General features: G+C 66.1%; 20 protein-coding genes and 1 pseudogene. 9 read left to right on the forward strand and 12 right to left on the reverse strand.

Annotation, left to right across the window (positions count from 1 at the left end; translation table 11 throughout):
• Window positions 1-3: 3 nt before the first annotated feature.
• Entirely contained in the window at window positions 4-771 is a 768-nt protein-coding gene (locus AC5Y30_RS04660; protein ID WP_499916870.1) for a fructosamine kinase family protein, read from the reverse strand.
• Entirely contained in the window at window positions 768-2,420 is a 1,653-nt protein-coding gene (locus AC5Y30_RS04665) for an acyl-CoA synthetase (RefSeq protein ID WP_499916872.1), read from the reverse strand. Before AC5Y30_RS04665 ends, AC5Y30_RS04660 begins: the two co-directional genes overlap by 4 nt.
• A gap of 70 nt (window positions 2,421-2,490) precedes the next feature.
• Between AC5Y30_RS04665 and AC5Y30_RS04670 the strand changes: the two genes are divergently transcribed.
• Together AC5Y30_RS04670 and AC5Y30_RS04675 are read left to right on the forward strand one after the other, a co-directional pair.
• A complete protein-coding gene (locus AC5Y30_RS04670) occupies window positions 2,491-3,318 on the forward strand; it encodes a crotonase/enoyl-CoA hydratase family protein (RefSeq protein ID WP_499917626.1) in 828 nt (275 codons plus the stop codon).
• Window positions 3,319-3,421: 103 nt separating this feature from the next.
• Window positions 3,422-4,261: an endonuclease domain-containing protein gene (locus AC5Y30_RS04675; RefSeq protein WP_499916874.1), complete on the forward strand. Its 840-nt coding sequence runs from the start codon at window positions 3,422-3,424 to the stop codon at window positions 4,259-4,261.
• Window positions 4,262-4,320: 59 nt separating this feature from the next.
• Here the strand turns inward: AC5Y30_RS04675 and AC5Y30_RS04680 are convergent, their stop codons facing one another.
• The 3 genes from AC5Y30_RS04680 to AC5Y30_RS04690 form a co-directional block, all read right to left on the reverse strand.
• Entirely contained in the window at window positions 4,321-5,544 is a 1,224-nt protein-coding gene (locus tag AC5Y30_RS04680) for a cytochrome P450 (protein WP_499916876.1), read from the reverse strand.
• On the reverse strand, window positions 5,541-6,257 hold the full coding sequence (locus tag AC5Y30_RS04685; protein ID WP_499916878.1) for an acetoacetate decarboxylase family protein: 717 nt from the start codon (window positions 6,255-6,257) through the stop codon (window positions 5,541-5,543). Before AC5Y30_RS04685 ends, AC5Y30_RS04680 begins: the two co-directional genes overlap by 4 nt.
• A gap of 74 nt (window positions 6,258-6,331) precedes the next feature.
• Window positions 6,332-7,372, reverse strand: coding sequence for an LLM class F420-dependent oxidoreductase (locus tag AC5Y30_RS04690; RefSeq protein ID WP_499916882.1), 1,041 nt, complete (start codon window positions 7,370-7,372; stop codon window positions 6,332-6,334).
• A gap of 66 nt (window positions 7,373-7,438) precedes the next feature.
• On the opposite strand from AC5Y30_RS04690, the gene AC5Y30_RS04695 reads away from it, so the two are divergent.
• The 5 genes and pseudogenes from AC5Y30_RS04695 to AC5Y30_RS04715 all read left to right on the forward strand — a co-directional run bounded on the left by AC5Y30_RS04695 (window position 7,439) and on the right by AC5Y30_RS04715 (window position 11,190).
• Window positions 7,439-8,434 (forward strand): Zn-ribbon domain-containing OB-fold protein, encoded by a 996-nt coding sequence (locus AC5Y30_RS04695; protein ID WP_499916884.1) that lies wholly within the window; start codon window positions 7,439-7,441, stop codon window positions 8,432-8,434.
• 15 nt (window positions 8,435-8,449) lie between these two features.
• On the forward strand, window positions 8,450-9,514 hold the full coding sequence (locus tag AC5Y30_RS04700) for a thiolase family protein (RefSeq protein ID WP_499916886.1): 1,065 nt from the start codon (window positions 8,450-8,452) through the stop codon (window positions 9,512-9,514).
• Window positions 9,514-10,710 carry a thiolase family protein gene (locus AC5Y30_RS04705; RefSeq protein ID WP_499916889.1) on the forward strand — a complete coding sequence of 399 codons (1,197 nt, stop codon included), beginning with the start codon at window positions 9,514-9,516 and terminating at the stop codon, window positions 10,708-10,710. Before AC5Y30_RS04700 ends, AC5Y30_RS04705 begins: the two co-directional genes overlap by 1 nt.
• Window position 10,711: 1 nt before the next feature.
• Window positions 10,712-10,786: pseudogene (locus AC5Y30_RS04710) on the forward strand (16S rRNA (guanine(966)-N(2))-methyltransferase RsmD); the annotation flags it as partial.
• Window positions 10,783-11,190 carry a nuclear transport factor 2 family protein gene (locus AC5Y30_RS04715; RefSeq protein WP_499916891.1) on the forward strand — a complete coding sequence of 136 codons (408 nt, stop codon included), beginning with the start codon at window positions 10,783-10,785 and terminating at the stop codon, window positions 11,188-11,190. The pseudogene AC5Y30_RS04710 and the gene AC5Y30_RS04715, both read left to right, overlap by 4 nt.
• Here the strand turns inward: AC5Y30_RS04715 and AC5Y30_RS04720 are convergent.
• A complete protein-coding gene (locus AC5Y30_RS04720; protein WP_499916893.1) occupies window positions 11,187-11,711 on the reverse strand; it encodes a gamma carbonic anhydrase family protein in 525 nt (174 codons plus the stop codon). The genes AC5Y30_RS04715 and AC5Y30_RS04720 overlap by 4 nt on opposite strands.
• 115 nt (window positions 11,712-11,826) lie before the next feature.
• Between AC5Y30_RS04720 and AC5Y30_RS04725 the strand changes: the two genes are divergently transcribed.
• Window positions 11,827-13,005, forward strand: a complete 1,179-nt coding sequence (locus AC5Y30_RS04725) for a 3-ketosteroid-9-alpha-monooxygenase, oxygenase component (protein WP_499916895.1) — start codon at window positions 11,827-11,829, stop codon at window positions 13,003-13,005.
• 5 nt (window positions 13,006-13,010) lie between these two features.
• A complete protein-coding gene (locus AC5Y30_RS04730) occupies window positions 13,011-13,469 on the forward strand; it encodes a hypothetical protein (RefSeq protein ID WP_499916897.1) in 459 nt (152 codons plus the stop codon).
• Between the two features lie 178 nt (window positions 13,470-13,647).
• Here the strand turns inward: AC5Y30_RS04730 and AC5Y30_RS04735 are convergent, their stop codons facing one another.
• The 6 genes from AC5Y30_RS04735 to AC5Y30_RS04760 all read right to left on the reverse strand — a co-directional run bounded on the left by AC5Y30_RS04735 (window position 13,648) and on the right by AC5Y30_RS04760 (window position 19,218).
• Window positions 13,648-14,793 (reverse strand): sulfotransferase family protein, encoded by a 1,146-nt coding sequence (locus tag AC5Y30_RS04735; protein WP_499916899.1) that lies wholly within the window; start codon window positions 14,791-14,793, stop codon window positions 13,648-13,650.
• Window positions 14,793-15,575: an SDR family oxidoreductase gene (locus AC5Y30_RS04740; protein ID WP_499917627.1), complete on the reverse strand. Its 783-nt coding sequence runs from the start codon at window positions 15,573-15,575 to the stop codon at window positions 14,793-14,795. Before AC5Y30_RS04740 ends, AC5Y30_RS04735 begins: the two co-directional genes overlap by 1 nt.
• Window positions 15,576-15,577: 2 nt before the next feature.
• Complete coding sequence (locus AC5Y30_RS04745; RefSeq protein WP_499916901.1) at window positions 15,578-16,705, reverse strand: hypothetical protein; 1,128 nt, start codon at window positions 16,703-16,705, stop codon at window positions 15,578-15,580.
• An 88-nt stretch (window positions 16,706-16,793) separates the two neighbouring features.
• Window positions 16,794-17,099, reverse strand: coding sequence for a hypothetical protein (locus tag AC5Y30_RS04750; RefSeq protein ID WP_499916903.1), 306 nt, complete (start codon window positions 17,097-17,099; stop codon window positions 16,794-16,796).
• 58 nt (window positions 17,100-17,157) lie between these two features.
• Entirely contained in the window at window positions 17,158-18,213 is a 1,056-nt protein-coding gene (gene dmpG / locus AC5Y30_RS04755) for a 4-hydroxy-2-oxovalerate aldolase (RefSeq protein ID WP_499916905.1), read from the reverse strand.
• A gap of 72 nt (window positions 18,214-18,285) precedes the next feature.
• On the reverse strand, window positions 18,286-19,218 hold the full coding sequence (locus AC5Y30_RS04760; RefSeq protein ID WP_499916907.1) for an acetaldehyde dehydrogenase (acetylating): 933 nt from the start codon (window positions 19,216-19,218) through the stop codon (window positions 18,286-18,288).
• Window positions 19,219-19,254 lie beyond the last annotated feature (36 nt).

Below are 19,254 nucleotides of genomic sequence, written 5' to 3' on the forward strand. Positions count from 1 at the left end.
ACCTCAGATGGTCAGCGCGGCGCGGGCGCAGGCGTGGGTCTGCTGCGCGTACCCGCCGCCGAACAACACGACGTGCGCCAGCAGCGGAAAGAGTTGGTGCAGGCCGGTGCGGTCGCGCCAGCCGGGTCGGAGCGGTCGCACTTCCTGGTAACCCGCGATGATCTCGTCGTAGTGCGCGCAGCCGAACAGGGCAAGCATCGCCAGGTCCGTCTCGCGGTGGCCGGCGTGTGCGGCCGGGTCGATGAGCACGACACCGTCGGGAGTCCACATCACGTTTCCGCTCCACAGGTCGCCGTGCAACCGGGCCGGCCGGTCGTCGTCGTCGAAATCGCCCGCACGGCAACGCTTCACGACGGAGTCGACGGCGTCTCGGGTGGCGGCATCGAGCCGCGGGGCCGCGAGTTCGGCCATCGGGCCCAGCCGTTCCTCGGCGTAGAACTCTCCCCAGGCGCGGTGCGGGCACAGCGACATCGGCAGGGGCCGCGACAGCGGGCCGAAAAAGCCCGGCCCGTCCCAGCCGTCGGGCCCGGCCCCGAACGCCGGGGCGCCGGCGTCGTGCGTGACGGCCAGCCGGCCGCCGAACGTGCGCGCGGCCTCGGGGGTCGGGTTGGCGGATTGAAGGCGTTGCAAGGTCAGGCCGGCGTCGTCGACGGACACGACCCGCGCGCACGGCACGCCACCTTCGGCGGCGGAAAGCCATTGCAGCCCTGCGGCTTCCCACGCGAAGAAGCCGGCGGGCGCGGCGGGATTACGTTTGACGAAGTCGGTCACGCAGTGGCGTGGGCGGCGTGCACGTCGTCGGCCGGGCGGGCCTCGGTCTGCTCCTTGGCCCAGCGGTAGTCGGGTTTGCCCGCGGGCGATCGCTTGACCTCGTCGACCAGCCACAGGCTGCGCGGTACCTTGTAGCCCGCGATCTCGGAGCGTACGAAGCTGTCCAGGTCCGACAGCGCGGGCCGGGCGCCGGGCCGGGGCTGGACGACGGCGGCGACATGCTGCCCGTAGCGGGGGTCGGGCACGCCGACCACCAGGGCGTCGAAGACGTCGGGGTGACCCTTGAGTGCGGCCTCGACCTCCTCGGGGTAGATCTTCTCGCCGCCGCTGTTGATCGACACCGAGCCGCGGCCCAGCATCGTGACGGTGCCGTCCTCCTCGACGGTCGCCCAGTCGCCCGGGATGGCGTACCGCACGCCGTTGAAGGTCTTGAACGTCTCGGCGGTCTTCTTCTCGTCCTTGTAGTAACCGACGGGAATGTTGCCCTTCTTGGCGATGAAGCCGCGCACACCGGAGCCGGGCTTGACCTCGTTGCCCTCCTCGTCGAGCACGACGGTGCGGTGGTCGATCGTCACGCGCGGGCCGCCGCTGTGTGGGGCGTCCTTGGCGACGATGCTGGTGCCGCCGAATCCTGTCTCCGAAGATCCGATGGAGTCGGTGATCACCCGATTGGGCAGCAGCTCGAGGAACTTCTCCTTGATGCTCGGCGAGAACAGCGCTGCGGTGGAGGCGAGCAGGAACAGCGACGAGAGGTCATACTCGTTGCCCTCGTCCTGGTGGGCCAGCAGCGCGTCGAGCAGCGGTCGCGCCATGGCGTCACCGGTGAAGAACAGCAGGTTCACCTTGTGGTCGTGGATCGTGCGCCACACCTCGTCGGCGTTGAATTCCGGTGCCAGCACGGTGGTTTGGCCCGAAAAGATCGACATCCAGGTGGCCGACTGCGTGGCGCCGTGAATCATCGGTGGAATCGGGTGACGCACCATCGGCGGGTTGGCCGCGGCGGCCTTGGCCAGGTCGTATTCGTCCTCGACGAATTCGCCTGTGGCGAAGTCGGTTCCACCGAACAGCACCCGGTAGATGTCCTCGTGGCGCCACATCACGCCCTTCGGGAAGCCGGTGGTGCCCCCGGTGTAGAGCAGGTAGATGTCGTCGGCGCTGCGCTCGCCGAAGTCGCGCTCGGGTGAGCTCTGCGCGATCGCCGAGTAGAACTCGACGCCGCCGTAGCGGCCGAAGTCGTTGTCACTGCCGTCCTCGACGACCAGGATCGTCTTGACGTTGGGCGTATCGGGCAACACGTTGGCCACCCGGTCGGAGTACTGGCGCTCGTGCACCAGCGCGACCATGTCGGAGTTCTCGAACAGGTAGCGCAGCTCGCCCTCGACGTAGCGGTAGTTGATGTTCACCAGGATGGCGCCCGCTTTGACGATGCCGAGCATCGCGATGACGATCTCGATGCGGTTGCGGCAATACAGACCGACCTTGTCGTCCTTTTTCACCCCCTGCTCCATCAGGTAGTGAGCCAGGCGGTTGGCCTTCTCCTCCAGCTGGGCGTAGGTCAGCTTCTCGTCGCCGCAGATCAGGGCGACACGGTCGGGCACAGCGTCGATGGCGTGCTCTGCAAGGTCGGCAATATTCAAGGCCACGGCCACCAAATTAGAACGTGTTACATTTCGAGGCAAGCTCGTGCCCATTGTCGAGGGAAAGGCGGTAGCCGTGACCGTGGAGAATGCCGGAACCCCAGCAAACACCGAAAACGGGGCAACCGGCCCGGATGCGCTGGTGGAACAGCGTGGTCACACCCTCATCGTGACCATGAATCGGCCGCACCGCCGCAACGCTTTGAGCACCGAAATGATGGAAATCATGGTCCAGGCCTGGGACCGTGTCGACAACGACGACGACATCCGCGTCTGCATCCTGACCGGCGCCGGTGGCTACTTCTGCGCGGGCATGGACCTCAAGGCGGCGACCCAGAAGCCGCCGGGCGACTCGTTCAAGGACGGCAGCTACGACCCGTCGCGAATCGACGCTCTGCTCAAGGGTCGCCGGCTCAAGAAGCCGCTGATCGCCGCCGTCGAGGGCCCGGCGATCGCGGGGGGAACCGAGATCCTGCAGGGCACCGACATCCGGGTCGCCGGCGAGAGCGCCAAATTCGGTATCTCCGAGGCCAAATGGAGCCTGTACCCGATGGGCGGTTCCGCCGTCCGCCTGGTGCGCCAGATCCCCTACACCGTGGCCTGCGACCTGCTGCTGACCGGACGGCACATCACCGCCGCCGAAGCCAAGGACATGGGCCTGATCGGCCACGTCGTGCCCGACGGGCAGGCGCTGACCAAGGCGCTCGAGATCGCGGAGGTCATCGAAAACAACGGACCCCTGGCCGTACAGGCGATCCTCAAGACCATCCGCGAGACCGAGGGGATGCACGAGGAAGAGGCCTTCAAGCCCGACACCGCCAACGGCATCCCGGTGTTCCTTTCCGAGGACTCCAAGGAAGGCCCCCGGGCGTTCGCCGAGAAGCGCAAGCCCAACTTCAAAAACCGCTAGCCCCCTCTTCGCCGAGCGTGAACTCATGGCGGCTTTTCGGCCATTTCGTCGCCGTGACGTCACGTTCGGCGACGTTGTCGGTCCTGCGCGCCACACTGCTTGCGTGCGCGAACCCTTCATCGGCAGCGAGGCGCTCGCAACCGGCGCTCTGACGCGGCACCGGCTGCGCAGCCGATTCGTCGCCGTGCACCCCGACGTCTACGTCGCCCCCGGCACTGAACTGACCGCCACAACGCGCGCATGCGCGGCGTGGCTGTGGTCGCGGCGCCGAGGCATCGTCGCCGGGCGCTCCGCCGCGGCGCTGCACGGGGCCAAATGGGTCGACCACCGGGCGCCGGCACAATTGCTCTACGAACACCGCCGTCCGCCGCCCGGTATCAACACCTGGTCGGACTCGTTGTCGCATAACGAAGTCCGGTCGATCGGCGATACGCTCGCAACTTCCGCGGCGCGTACGGCGTTCGATATCGCCTGCCGCAATCCCGTCGGCAAAGCCGTCGCGGCTCTCGACGCGCTGGTGAGGGCGACGGATCTCGACATCGCCGAAGCCCAGCTGCTCGCTGACCGCTACACGGGCCATCGAAATGTCCGTCGTGCCCGCCGCGCGCTGACCATGGTCGACGCGGGGGCCGAGTCGCCACGCGAGACGTGGTTGCGATTGCTGCTCATCGACGCCGGTTATCCCTGCCCGCGGACGCAGATTCCGGTCCACGGCCACTACGGCGAGCTCGTCGCGGTCCTCGATATGGGCTGGGAGGACATCAAATTGGCCGTCGAGTACGAGGGGGATCACCACCGTTCCGATCGACGGCAATTCAATCGAGACATCGCGCGATTGGAGTCGTTGACGGAGCTCGGGTGGATCGTCATCCGGGTGACCGCCGAAGACACGGCCGGCGGCATTCTCGCTCGGGTATCGGCGGCTTGGAAGCGCCGAACGTGAACTCAGGGCGAGAAATCAGCGAAAAACTCGCCGTGAGTGCACGCTCGGCGCAAAGCCAATCAGCTCAGCAGGGGGGCGCTCGGGGTGAACACCACCGGCATCGCTTCCAGTCCGCTGACGAAGTTCGCCGGCCGCAGCGGCAGGGTCGAGTCGTCGTCGGCCAGTCGCAGATCCGGCAGCCGCTTGAGCACCCGCTCGGTCATCATCGACAACTCCAGGCGGGCCAGCTGGTTCCCCAGGCAGAAGTGGGTGCCGAAGCCGAAAGCCATGTGGCTGTTCGGGTTACGGCTGATGTCGAAGCTGTCCGGCTCGTCGAACACCGACTCGTCGAAGTTGCCCGACTCGAACAGCAGCATGATCTTTTCGCCCTCACGCAGTGAGGTGCCGTGGAATTCGGTGTCGGCGGTCAGGGTTCGGCACATGTTCTTTACCGGCGATGTCCAGCGCAGCATCTCCTCGATAGCGCCGGGAAGCAGCGACGGGTCACGCACCAGGGCATCCCACTGGTCGCGGTGGCGCACCAGCTGCTCGGTGCCCCCACTCAAGGTGTGACGGGTGGTTTCGTCGCCGCCGATGAGGATGAGCAGTGTCTCCATGACGATCTCGTCGTCGGACATCCGCTGGCCCTCCACCTCGGCGTTCACCAAGATGGAGAACAGGTCGTCGTTGGGCTCGGCTCGCCGCTTGGTGATGATGGCGGAAGTGAATTCGGTGTACGCGGCGAATGCGGCCATCACCGCCTGGGCTGTCTCCGACTCCGGGTCGATGTGCGAGCTCAGCCCGCAGACCAGGTCGTCCGACCATTTCAACAGCATGCCGCGTTCGGAGGGCAGCACGCCCAGCATGTCGCCGATCACCGCCATCGGCAGCGGGGCGGCGATGTCGCGGACGAAGTCACACTCGCCGCGCTCGCACACCGCGTCGATCAGGGTGTCGCACAACCTGGCGATCGACGGTTCCTTTTCCTTCACCCGCTTGCGGGTGAAACCGGCGTTGACGAGTTTGCGCCGCAACAGATGTGCGGGGTCGTCCATGTCGATCATGTAGGGCATGCCGGGCTGCTCGGGACGGATGCCACCGGTGCTGGAGAACAGCTCCGGATTGCGTTCGGCGTCAAGGATGGCTTGATAAGTGGTGGCACCGGCCAGCCCATTGCGATCACGAAACACCGGCTGGTTGGCCCGCATCCAGCGATAGGCCTCCCGCGAGGTGCGACGGTCGGCGTAAAAATTGCCGTCGGTCAGGTCGATGTTCGAGATTGCTTCCGGGATGGTCGAAGTCATGAAATCTCCTGTGCGTCGCCGAATGTCATTTGTACTTGGTCAGCAGAACTGGACAGCATCGCGCGCTTCGGAAGGCCCAGCGACGCCAACTCTTTCGCATAGGGGTGGTCGCCGAGCCGGACGCGTACCCCGCCGAATCTGGTGCGCACGCCGTCCAGCGTGGAATCGAAGGCGGTCTCCCAGGTGACACCGTCGCGGTGCGAGTAACTCCGCTGCGCTTGCGTGCGCGGGGTGAGCCGAAATGGCAGTCCGCGGCCGAATTCCATGCCGACCACCAATTGCCCGTCGACTGTGCAGTCGAAGCCGAACCGACGGCCTTCCCGAACGGTGAAGTCCGCCATCACTTTCGGGTAGCCCCAGATCTTCGTTCCAGCTTCCAGCGTGAACGCCTGGTCGACGGGCAGGTGGTGGATGAAGGCGCCCGCCGACTGCAGGGCTCGTGGCCCACTCGCCGTCGACCCGGGCGGATTGACCATCACGGTGGTGCCGAATTCGTTGTACTGGTCCAGGTCGCCGTCGATGTACTGCATCAACATCAGGACCACGATCGCGCGGCCTGGCAGGTAACGACAGACCTGCAGGCCGCTGTAGTCGATCATCTGCTGCGCGGCGTCCGCGTCGACAGAGAACATCGCCATGTGCTGGGTCGCTTTGCGGATCTGCACCGGCATGGTGAGCACCCTGCCCGCGATGGTGTGCTGCGAAGCTGTCATCCGGACAATCTAGAACGCGTTCTAAGTCTCTTGCAAGAAAATTAGAACGTGTTCTCGTTTGTTGCGCCCGGGCGTCAGATCAGCGTCGCCAGCTCGCGGACCTGCTCTGTACTGCGGCCCGACACCACCATCATGGTGACGCCGGCGGCCTCCCAGGCCTTGATCTGCTTACGCACGTAGTCGACGTCGCCGACGATCGCGGCGTCATCGATCACCTCGTCGGGGATGATTTCCGCGGCCTTTTCCTTGCGTCCACTGCGGAACAGCTTCGTCACGTCGTCGACCACCTCGGCGTAGCCCATCCGGCGGTAGACGTCGGCGTGGAAGTTGGTGTCCTCGGCACCCATGCCGCCCATATAGAGCGCGATGTAGGGCTTCATGGCCGCGAACGCGGCGCTGCGGTCCTCGGTGATGACGATGTTGGCCGTCGCGCAGATCTCGAAGTCCTCCCGGCTGCGGCGCGCCCCCGGGCGGGCGAATCCCTCGTCCAGCCACTCGTTGTAGGTGTCGGCCATGCGCGGCGTGTAGAAGATCGGCAGCCAGCCGTCGCAGATCTCGGCGGCCAGCGCGACGTTTTTGGGTCCCTCGGCGCCGAGCATGATCGGGATGTCGGCCCGCAACGGATGGGTGATCGGCTTGAGGGGCTTGCCCAGACCCGTCGCCGGTCCCCGGACCCCGTCCTGCAAAGGCAGCGGATAGTGCGGGCCGGCGCTGGTCACCGGCGCCTCCCGCGCCCACACCTGCCGGATGATGTCGATGTATTCCCGGGTGCGGGCCAGCGGTTTGGGGAACGACTGGCCGTACCAGCCCTCGACCACCTGCGGGCCGGAGACGCCGAGGCCGAGGACGTGGCGCCCGCCGGAGAGGTGGTCGAGCGTCAAAGCGGCCATCGCGCAGGCGGTCGGCGTGCGGGCAGACAGCTGGACCACCGAGGTGCCCAGCCGCACCCGGGATGTCGCCGAGCCCAGCCAGGCCAGCGGTGTGTAGGCGTCCGAGCCCCAGGCCTCGGCGGTGAAGATGGCGTCGTATCCGGCCTCCTCGGCGGCGGCGACGAGTTCGCCATGGTTTTGGGGCGGCTGAGCGCCCCAATATCCCAGCTGCAATCCCAGCTTCATCGTCTTCCCTTCCGGATAGCAGACCCGATGTTGAATCCGTTCTTAGAACCTGTTCTACTCGATGGCGTGACAGCCAGTTCGAGTAGCCCGCCCCTGATGGATCACCCTGAGCCACCGCTCGCCGCGCCACTGACGTTGTCCTTCGACTACACCCGTTCGGTCGGCCCCACGCTGGGCAAGTTCTTCACCGCACTGCGTGACCGCCACGTCTTGGGTGTGCGCGGATCCGATGGCCGGGTGCACGTCCCGCCGGCGGAGTATGACCCGGTCACCTATGAGCCGCTGGGCGAGATGGTACCGGTGTCCAATGTCGGCACCGTCGTCTCGTGGACCTGGCAGCCCGAGCCGATGGAGGGCCAGCCGCTGGACAGGCCGTTCGCCTGGGCGCTGATCAAGCTGGACGGCGCCGACACCCCGCTGATCCACGCGGTGGACGCGGGCGAGCCGAAGAACATCAAGACCGGCACCCGGGTGCATGTGCGCTGGGCCGACGAGCCGGTGGGCGCCATCACCGACATCGCGTATTTCGAGCTCGGTGAGGAAGCCGAGGCCGTGACGGAGCACTCGGACGGCGACAAAGACCCGGTGACCATGGTCGTCACCCCCGTCTCGCTCACAATCCAGCACAGCGCCTCACACGAGGAGAGCGCCTACCTGCGGGCCATCGCGCAGGGCAAGCTGCTCGGCGCGAAGACGGGCGAGAACGGCAAGGTCTACTTCCCGCCGCACGGCGCCGACCCCGCCACCGGCCAGCCGACGACCGAGTTCATCGAATTGCCGGACAAGGGCACCGTCACGACGTTCGCGATCATCAACATCCCGTTCCAGGGTCAGCGCATCAAGCCCCCCTACGTGGCGGCCTACGTGCTGCTCGACGGTTCCGACATCCCGTTCCTGCATCTGGTCGCCGACATCGACGCCCACGAGGTGCGGATGGGCATGCGCGTCGAGGCGGTGTGGAAACCCCGCGAGGAGTGGGGATTTGGGATCGACAACATCGAATACTTCCGGCCGACCGGGGAACCCGACGCCGACTACGACACCTACAAGCACCACCTGTAAAGGGCTTAAGAACACATGAGCGCTCGCAACGTCGCGGTAGTCGGCTTTGCCCACGCACCGCACGTCCGCCGCACCGACGGCACCACCAACGGTGTCGAAATGTTGATCCCGTGCTTCGCCCAGCTGTACGAGGAGCTGGGCATCAGCCGGACCGACATCGGCTTCTGGTGCTCCGGATCATCTGATTACCTTGCCGGACGGGCATTTTCGTTCATCTCGGCGATCGACTCGATCGGCGCCGTTCCGCCGATCAACGAATCACACGTCGAGATGGACGCGGCCTGGGCGCTTTACGAGGCCTACATCAAGATCCTGACCGGCGAGGTCGACACCGCGCTGGTGTACGGCTTCGGCAAGTCCTCGGCGGGCATCCTGCGTCAGATCCTGACGCGGCAGACCGACCCGTACACCGTCGCGCCGTTGTGGCCGGATTCGATCTCGATGGCCGGGCTGCAGGCGCGCATCGGGCTCGACACCGGCAAGTGGACCGAGGAGCAGATGGCGCGCGTGGCCTTCGACTCCTTCGCCAACGCGCGCCGGGTGGACAACGTGGAGGGGTCGATCAGCGTGGCCGAACTGCTCGAGCGGCCCTTCTTCGCCGACCCGCTGCGCCGCCACGACATCGCCCCGATCACCGACGGCGCCGCGGCCATCGTGCTCGCGGCCGGCGACCGGGCGCGCGAGCTGCGCGAAAACCCGGCCTGGATCACCGGAATCGAGCATCGCATCGAAACGCCGGTGCTGGGCGCGCGGGACCTCACCGAGTCCCCGTCGACCAAGGCCGCCGCCCAGGTGGCCACCGGCGGGCGGACCGACAACCTCGACGTTGCCGAGATCTGCGCGCCGTTCACCCACCAACACCTGATCATCGCGGAAGCCATCCGGATACCGGGACCGACCAAGGTCAACCCGTCCGGCGGCGCGCTGGCGGCCAATCCCATGTTCGTCGCCGGTCTCGAACGCATCGGCTTTGCGGCACAACACATCTGGAACGGTTCTGCTGAGCGGGTGCTGGCGCACGCCACCAGCGGGCCTGCGCTACAACAGAACCTGGTCGCGGTGATGGAAGGAAAGAACTGATGGCCGGTGCAGGGCCAAACGTTGCTGCGGTACTAGGTACCGGACAAACGAAGTACGTCGCCAAACGCCAGGACGTTTCGATGAACGGCATGGTGCGCGAGGCCATCGACCGGGCGCTGGCCGATTCCGGTTCCACCTTCGACGACATCGACGCCGTCGTGGTCGGCAAGGCGCCGGACTTCTTCGAGGGCGTCATGATGCCCGAGCTGTTCATGGCCGACGCCATGGGCGCCACGGGTAAGCCGCTGATCCGGGTGCACACCGCCGGATCGGTCGGCGGTTCTACCGGCGTGGTTGCCGCCAGCCTGGTCCAGTCCGGCAAGTACCGGCGCGTGCTCGCGATGGCTTGGGAGAAGCAGTCGGAGTCAAACGCCATGTGGGCGTTGTCGATTCCCATCCCGTTCATCAAGCCGGTGGGCGCCGGCGCGGGCGGCTACTTCGCCCCGCACGTGCGCTCCTACATCCGCCGGACCGGCGCGCCGACGAACATCGGCGCCATGGTCGCGGTCAAGGACCGGCTCAACGGCGTCAAGAACCCGCTGGCACACCTGCACCAACCCGACATCACCCTCGAGAAGGTGATGGCCTCGCCCATGCTGTGGGATCCGATCCGTTACGACGAGACCTGCCCGTCGTCCGACGGCGCCGCCGCCGTCGTGATCGGCAATGAGGAGGCCGCCGAAGCCCGCCTGGCGCAAGGACATCCGGTGGCCTGGATCCACGCCACCGCGTTGCGCACCGAGCCCCTGCAGTTCGCCGGACGCGACCAGGTCAGCCCGCAGGCCGGCCGTGACGCCGCCGCGGCACTATGGAAGGCCGCCGGCATCGAGAGCCCGATCGACGAGATCGACGCCGCGGAGATCTATGTCCCGTTCTCCTGGTTTGAACCGATGTGGTTGGAAAACCTCGGGTTTGCCGCCGAGGGCGAAGGCTGGAAGCTCACCGAAGCGGGCGAAACCAAGATCGGCGGTCGGCTGCCGGTGAACCCGTCCGGCGGGGTGCTGTCGTCGAACCCGATCGGCGCGTCGGGCCTGATTCGGTTCGCCGAAGCGGCCATTCAGGTGATGGGCAAGGGTGGCGACCACCAGGTTCCCAACGCGCGAAAGGCCCTGGGACACGCCTACGGCGGTGGCTCCCAGTACTACTCGATGTGGGTGGTGGGTGCTGACAAGCCCGCGGCCCAGCAGGTCTCGTGAGCGCGCCGACGACGATGCAGTGGGGGTACCGCCCGCTTGCGGGGGACGCAGCGATGAGGAGGAGCGGCGCCGTTGAGTGAGCATCCCGCGCACGAGGCCGGCCGCCGCTCCCGCGACGCGGTGGCGGCCCGGGACAAGGACGCCTGGCTGGCGGTATTCGCCGACGACGCCATCGTCGAGGACCCGATCGGGCCCTCGGTGTTCGACCCCGAAGGCCTCGGCCACCGGGGCCGTGACGCCATCTCGGCCTTCTGGGACAAGGCCATCGCCCCCACCAGCAAGATCGAGTTCTTCTTCCGCGACACCTACCAGTGCGGCAACGAGGAAGCCAACGTCGGGCACATCCTCATCACGACGGGTGAGTACCAGACGACAGCCGAGGGCGTTTTCACCTACCGGGTCGACGCCGAGGGCAAGATGGTGGCCCTGCGCGCCTACTGGGAGATGGAACGCGCCGCGGCCAACACGCGCAAAGTCTAGAGCGGCTCCAGCCCGGCCAGATGCCGCTGGGCGAGGTCGCGGTAGGCCTGCGGGTTCACCTTGACCCACATCTCGGCGCCGGTCCCGGCGACAGGGCCCTTGATCTGCGCCGGCGCTCCGACGGCCAGCATCCCGGCCGGGATCTGGGTGCCCGCCGTCACCAGTGAGTGCGCGGCCACCAGGCTGCGCGCCCCGATCACCGCACCGTCCAGAACGGTGGCGTGGTTCGCGATCAGCGCCTCCTGGCCGACGTGCACCCCGTGAATCAGGCACAGATGGGCGACCGTCGCACCGGGACCGATGTCGACCGGGATGCCGGGTGGCGCGTGCAACACCGATCCGTCCTGGACGTTGGCGCCCTCGCGCACCACGATCGGCCCGTAGTCGCCGCGCAACACGGCGTTGAACCAGACCGACGCCCCCGCCTCCACCACGACATCGCCGATCAGAGTGGCCGTCGGGGCCACGAAAGCGGTGGGATCGACCCGTGGCGCGCGGCCCTCGAACGCAAACAGCGGCATCGTTTAGATATACCGCAGCGCGCATATGCCATGGCCAGGCTCGCCGTCGTTGCGCGCGCCCGCTGCAAAACTGTAACGTGTTCTAGTTAGAGGCCCAGCGAGTTGGAGGTGACAGGTGAGTACCGACACCAAGGCGGTCGGCATCCGGGAGATCGATCCCGGCGCCTTGCCGACCAGATACGCCCGCGGCTGGCACTGCCTGGGCGTTGCGAAGGACTTCCAGGACGGAAAGCCGCACTCGATCGAGGCGTTCGGCACCAAGCTGGTGGTTTTCGCCGACTCGCAGGGCGACATCAAGGTGCTCGACGGCTACTGCCGCCACATGGGCGGCGACCTCTCCGAGGGCACCATCAAGGGCGACGAGGTCGCCTGCCCGTTCCACGACTGGCGCTGGGGCGGTGACGGCCGCTGCAAGCTGGTCCCGTACGCCAAGCGCACACCCAAGACGGCGCGGACCCGTTCGTGGACGACCGACGTGCGCGGCGGCCTGCTGTTCGTCTGGCACGACCACGAGAACAATCCCCCGGACCCCGCCGTGCGCATCCCGGACATCCCGGAGTCCCACAGCGACGAGTGGACCGAGTGGCGGTGGAACAGCATCCTCATCGAGGGCTCCAACTGCCGCGACATCATCGACAACGTCACCGATATGGCGCACTTCTTCTACATCCATTTCGGGTTGCCGACGTACTTCAAGAACGTGTTCGAGGGCCACATCGCCTCGCAGTACCTGCACAACGTGGGCCGGCCCGACGTCAACGACCTCGGCACGTCTTACGGTGAGGCGCACTTGGATTCGGAGGCATCCTATTTCGGGCCGTCGTTCATGATCAACTGGCTGCACAATAGCTACGGCGGTTACAAGGCCGAGTCGATCCTGATCAACTGCCACTACCCGGTGACCCAGAACTCGTTCATGCTGCAGTGGGGTGTCATCGTCGAAAAGCCCAAGGGCATGGACGAAAAGATGACCGACAAGCTGTCGAGGGTGTTCACCGAGGGCGTCAGCAAGGGCTTCCTGCAGGACGTCGAGATCTGGAAGCACAAGACCCGCATCGACAATCCGCTGCTGGTCGAAGAGGACGGCGCGGTCTATCAGTTGCGTCGTTGGTACCAGCAGTTCTACGTCGACGTCGCCGACATCGAGCCGGAGATGGTGGAGCGCTTCGAGATCGAGGTCGACACCACCCGAGCCAATGAGTACTGGAATGCCGAGGTGGAGCAGAACCTCAAGGCCAAGGACTCCGCGGCGGACGAGCCCGCCACCGACGACGTGCCGGCTAAGCAACACTAGGAATCATGAGCGAGGATCAGCCGGCGGTACCTGACGTCGATCAGCTCGCGCGGTCGATGTTGTTGCTGCACGGCGATCATCACGACCACGACGAGCATCGAGCCGGCCCCGAACGCAAGGGTGGGTCCTGGTCGAAATCAAGGGATTTCACCGACGATCCGCAGCGCGCCGCTGCGGTCGCCGAGGCCAGTCGGGCCGACCGCGAGCGCTACCTCAACTCGGGTCTGTTGCCGGTGGACTGCCGGTTCTGCCACGTGCGGGTCACCGTTCGAAGGCTCGGGCCCGGACACACCGCGGTGCAATGGAACACCGAGGCGTGGCAGCGGTGTGCGCACTTCACCGAGGTGCGTGCGTCCGGGGGCGACACCGCGCGCACGAGGTCGTGCCCCAAACTCGGTGACAGCATCGAACATGCCGTCGCCGAGGGCTATCTGGACCTCGACGACGAGCCGGACGACGACTGAGCGAACGTCAACTCCGGGGCCCTGCCCGCGGTTATGAACGGCCCGCCGCTCCGGCATTGGTGTATTGCCCACCTTCGAGCGACAACGCTGGCGCGACAGCGCGATTCGCGAATGTTGTCGCTGCGAGGCGGGCAAAACGCGCAACCACAAATCCGGAAACTATTGTGGCGCCCGTGATTTAAAGGCCTGCGAAGCGCTCCTTGACGGCCTCGGTGCTGAGTCCATAGTCGGCCAGCGAATAAGTGTGCTTCGGTGCGCGCTCGCCGGCCTGGCTGTCGGCGTGGGTCTTCTCCATGGCGGCCTTGGCCTCATCGGTCAGCGTCAGGCCGAAGTGACGGTAGATGTCGGCCACGGTGCCCATCGGGTCGGTGATCAATTCCTTGTAGTCGACGTCGTAGAACTGCGACGGACTGTATCTGGCTCGCGCGGTGTTGAACCGCTCCAGTCCCCGCGACCAGGTTTCCATTGCATCAGCGCCGATTTGAGCCCCGGTGAACGACGTCGACCACCCCTCCGCGGTGTGCTGCGCCAGCGAGCACATCGAGGCCATGATCGTTTCGACCGGACGATGAGTCTGGACCACCAACGCGTCGGGATAGGTCGCCATCAACGCGTCCAACGCGAACAGGTGGCTGGGATTCTTCAGCACCCAACGTTTGTCGGCGTCGTTGAGCCCGATCAGCTGAAGGTTGCGGCGGTGCCGCTGATATGACGGCGTCCAGTCCTGCTCCGAGAGCCACTGGGCGTAACTGGGCAGGTGCGCCAGCGTTTCGTAGGACACCGAATGCAGCGACTGCCGCAGCAGCTGCCAGCACTCCTCCAGCTCGTAGGCGGCCATGAAGTGCAGCCCGGTGTAGCCGGGGTTTTCCTGGTGGTGCTGGGTGAACTGCGCGTCGAGCTGGCGATACAGCGGGTGCGATTCCCAAGTCTCGCGCGGTGGCCGCGGTTGCGGGAATTCGGCGAGCCACATGTGCAGGCCCTGATGCGCGGGATCGGCGCCCAGGAGCCGGTGCAGCGCCGTGGTTCCGGTGCGTACCAGGCCGGTGACGAAGATGGGCCGTTCGATGACGACGTCGGCGTATTGCGGGTATTGCTTCCACGCCGATTCGGAGAGCAATCGCGCGACCAGCGCTCCGCGCAGGAAGAAGCGATTCATCTTGCTGCCCAACACCGTAAGCCCGGCCTCGGTCCGGTAGGAGTCCAGCAGGACGCGCAGCGCTTCGCGGTAATTGTCGTCGTCAGCGCCGAAGTCGTCGAGCCCGGTCAGCTTGGTGGCCGATGCGTGCAGCTCGTCGACGGTGCCGATATCGGTGCGCTCGGACATCAGACGTGATACTCCCCGCAGTTGACGTCCAGGGTCTGCCCGGTGATGCCGCTGGACAGATCGCTGGACAGGAACAGAATGGCCGATGCCACCTCGTCCTCGGTGGGCAAGCGCTTCAAATCGGAGTTCGCCGCGGTGGCCGCATAGATCTCGTCGACTGTCGTGCCGTACTTGCCCGCCTGGTGCTCGAAGTACGCCTGCAATGTGTCGCCCCAGATATACCCCGGCGCAACGGAATTGACCCGGATGCCCTTGTCACCGAGCTCGGTGGCCAGCGATTGGGACATGGAGAGCAGCGCGGACTTCGCCATCTTGTACGCGCCGTATTTCGCCTGCGAGTGGCGCAGCACCATGGAGTTGACGTTGACGATCGATCCGTGCGTCGCCTCCAACGCCGGCGTGAAGGCCTGGATCAGCCGCAGCGCGCCCAGCGCACTGAGCTCGATCGCGTCTCGGATGTGCTGAAAGCTGGTGCCGGCCAACGGCTTCATGGACGGCACCCGGAACGCGTTGTTGATCAGTACGTCGACCTTGCCGTAGGTGGCCATAGTGGTCTCGACCAAGTAGGCGACCTCGTCGTCGTCGGTGATGTCAGTGCGGACCGCCACGGCCTTGCGGCCGGAGTCGTTGATCCGCTTGGCGACCTCGTCCAGCCGTTCGACGGTACGGGCCGCCAGCACCAGGTCGGCACCGTTGTCGGCACATCGGTGTGCCAGCGTGGTACCGAGACCCGGGCCGACGCCACTGATGATCACTACCTTGTCGTTGAGCATCCCTGACATCGTCACCCCAGCATCCTTGCCGCAATTTGTTGTTGGCGCAGCGCGATTCGCGCGCGCCACTCGTCCTCGGAAATCTTGTTGTGCTCGAAGTAGGGCAACGTGGTCGCTATGGCGTCGACGTCGACCAGCTCGACGGAGGGGCCGTCGGCTTCGGTGAGTTGACGCGACACCCGCTGCCAGCGGAACTGCAGGATGCCCTTGCGATGGCCGAGGGTTTCGACCCAGTTGGTCACGCCCGGGTTCTGGTCGGCGACGACGATGCGCACCTTGCCGTCCGGATCCGCCTGTGCCTGAGTGTTGTTCAGCGATGTCTGGTGGTTGATGTAGTCCAGCGAGATGTACCACAGGCTGCCCAACTGGAAACCGAGGTAGGGCGCGTCGGTGGCCGGGATGGTGATCACCAGAGCCTGGTCAGGCCGCAGCTCGTAGTGGCCCACCGACGAATACTGAGTCGCCAGTCCACCCGGCGTCAGCCGGGGCGCGACCATCGTGTTCACCGGAATGTTGAAGTAGAACCACTGCGGGAACTGCAGCCACGTCTTCACCCGGTTAACCAGTTGCTTTCCGGCTGTGGCATAACGCTTTTCGATGATTTCGCGGGTCAATGGGGGCGGCGCGGTGCCCGCGGTGTCCAGGCGCGAGATGGAAAGCGTGCCGCGCTGCGCCGCCCAGTCGCCGTACACCTCGCGGATGACCAGTTGCCCGGGACTCGTCGGCCGTACCCGCCACTCGAAGCTGCCGTCGGGTGCGATCTGCAGTTCCCGGTCGTCGAACGCGGCCTGGCTGACCGGGACGTTGTCGTCGGTGTATTCCCCGCCCAGCAGCTGGAAGCTCAGGTCGGTGGTGGTGCCGCGCCGGCCGGTGACCACGTAATCGTGGTTGGCGTGCACCCGCGTGCCGAAGTAGAGCGTGTCGGGGTTGTCCAGGCCCATCTTGGTGAACGGCCCGGTGCCCGATTGCAGGAAGGGATGGTCGCGGTCGTAGTCGAACGACAGATGCAGACAGCCAGCGATGCAGCCGGCCAGGTACTGCAGCCCTTCCAGCAGGTCGGCTTCGGTCTCGATGTGAGGCGCCGCGGCCACCAGCTTCTCGGACTCGGCGATGGCTTCGATGAGGGAATCAGAGAACACGCCTAGACGCTAGAACGTGTTCTACTTTTTCGTCAATGGCGAACGTTCCCGCGCGTCGGCCGCGGCGTTCACGGACGACGCAGACTCACTACGGAGGGCAGGAGTGGGAAAGGTCGATCAGGTGCTGGCGCACGTCGGGATGCCGATTGAGGTAGTCGATGACGTTGCCGTTGCCGCCTTCGGCCTGAGACCTCTGCTGCAATTGCTGGTGGAGGTCCGGGTGCTTCTGCAGGTACGCATCGATGGACGCACCCACGTCCTGGTTGCACTGCGCGCTGGCCGTGCCGGCCAAGGGCACCGCGATCACCGCAGCGGCGGCAGCGGTCATCAATCCCCCGGCGAGCAGGCCGTACAGCCCACGACGCCGAGCGCCGACTGTGTTGGATGTGCTCATGTGCGCCAGGCTACTCGCGGCACCTTAGCGTGGCCTGTGCGTGCAGGCGAGAGACGGATCAGCGCGACGCCGCGGCGCCGCTCTCTTGCTCGCGCTTGATCTCGAGCGCGATGTCGATGAGCTGGTCTTCCTGGCCACCGATGAGTTTGCGCTGCCCGGCGCGGTGCAGCAGCTGGTGGGCCGGCACACCGTAGCGCTCGGACTGGCGGATGGCGTGCTTGAGGAAGCTCGAGTACACCCCGGAATACCCCATGATCAACGCATTGCGGTCGAGCAGGCACTCGGCGGGCATCGCCGGGGCGACCACCTCTTCGGCCGCGTCGGCGATGTCGAAGAAGTCGATCCCGGTCTTCACGCCGATCTTGTCGAACACCCCGATCAGCGCCTCGACGGGCGCGTTGCCCGCCCCGGCGCCGAACCGGCGGCAGGAGCCGTCGATCTGCTTGGCGCCCGCCCGGACCGCCTCCACACTGTTGGCCACCCCGAGCCCCAGGTTCTCGTGGCCGTGAAAGCCGACCTGGGCATCGTCGCCGAGCTCGGCGACCAGCGCCGCCACCCGGTCCCGCACGCCCTCGAGGACCAGCGCTCCGGCCGAATCGACCACGTAGACGCACTGGCAGCCGGCGTCGGCCATGATGCGGGCCTGCGCCGCCAGCTTCTCGGGCGCAATGGTGTGGCTCATCATCAGGAACCCGACGGTTTCCAGGCCGAGCTCGCGGGCCAGGCCGAAGTGCTGGATCGACACGTCGGCCTCGGTGCAGTGCGTCGCGATCCGGCAGATCGAGCCGCCGTTGTTCTGGGCCTCTTTGATGTCTTCCTTGGTGCCGACGCCGGGCAGCATCAAGAAGGCGATCTTCGCCTCCTTGGCGGTCTGGGCCGCGAGCTTGATCAGCTCCTGCTCGGGGGTCTTGGAGAACCCGTAGTTGAAGCTCGAGCCGCCCAGGCCGTCGCCGTGGGTGACCTCGATGACGGGCACTCCGGCGGCGTCCAGAGCGGCCACGATGGCGCCGACCTCGTCGGTGGTGAACTGATGGCGCTTGTGGTGGGAGCCGTCCCGCAGCGACGTATCGGTCATCCGGACGTCCCAGACCGGGTTGAAGAAGACTTCACTCATGGCGCCACTTCTCCTCATCGCTTCGTCCCCCGCAAGCGGGCGGTATCCCCACTGCATCGTCGTCGGCACGGGTCATGATTGCGCTCCTCCGGCCGTCGCGCTCAAGGACTCCTTGGCGATCTCCTCGCCCACCTTCGTTGCCGCGGCGGTCATGATGTCGAGATTTCCAGCGTAAGGCGGTAGATAGTCGCCCGCACCCTCCACTTCGACGAATGTGGTGACCAGCGCCTGCCCACCCGAGTTGATCGACGGGTCGTCGAACTGGGGCTCGTTGAGCAGCCGGTAACCCGGCACATAGGTCTGCACCTCAGCCACCACGTCGTGAATCGACTTGGCAATAGCGTCTCGGTCGGCGTCCTCCGGGATGGCGCAGAAAATGGTGTCGCGCATGATCATCGGCGGGTCGGCCGGGTTCAGGATGATGATCGCCTTGCCGCGCTTGGCTCCGCCGATCGTCTCTACGCCCCTGCTGGTGGTCTTGGTGAACTCGTCGATATTGGCGCGGGTGCCGGGACCGGCCGAGAGTGAGGCGACCGAGGCGACGATCTCGGCGTAGGGCACGCCGCCGATGTCGGCGACGGCACGCGACACCGCGTACACGATCGGGATGGTTGCCTGCCCACCGCAGGTGATCATGTTGACGTTCGGTGCGTCCAGGTGCTGGCGCAGGTTGGCCGGCGGGATCACCGCCGGGCCCACGGCGGCCGGCGTCAGATCGATCGCGCGGATCCCGGCGGCCTCGTACTTGGGTGCGGCGTCGCGGTGCACGTAGGCGCTGGTCGCTTCGAACACCAGGTCGGGCTTCTCCGGCTGCGCCAACAACCAGTCCACACCCTCGTGGGTGGTCTCCAAACCCAGCTTTCGGGCCCGGGCCAAGCCCTCGCTCTCCGGGTCGATGCCGACCATCCAGCGGGGTTCCAGCCAATCCGATCGCAGCAGCTTGTATAGCAGGTCAGTGCTGATGTTCCCCGACCCGACAATGGCCACAGTCGCCTTAGTCGGCATGATGCTCCTCGAGCTTTGAGGTTTAGTTAGATGATT

This window comes from Mycobacterium sp. NGS27, from assembly GCF_059813005.1.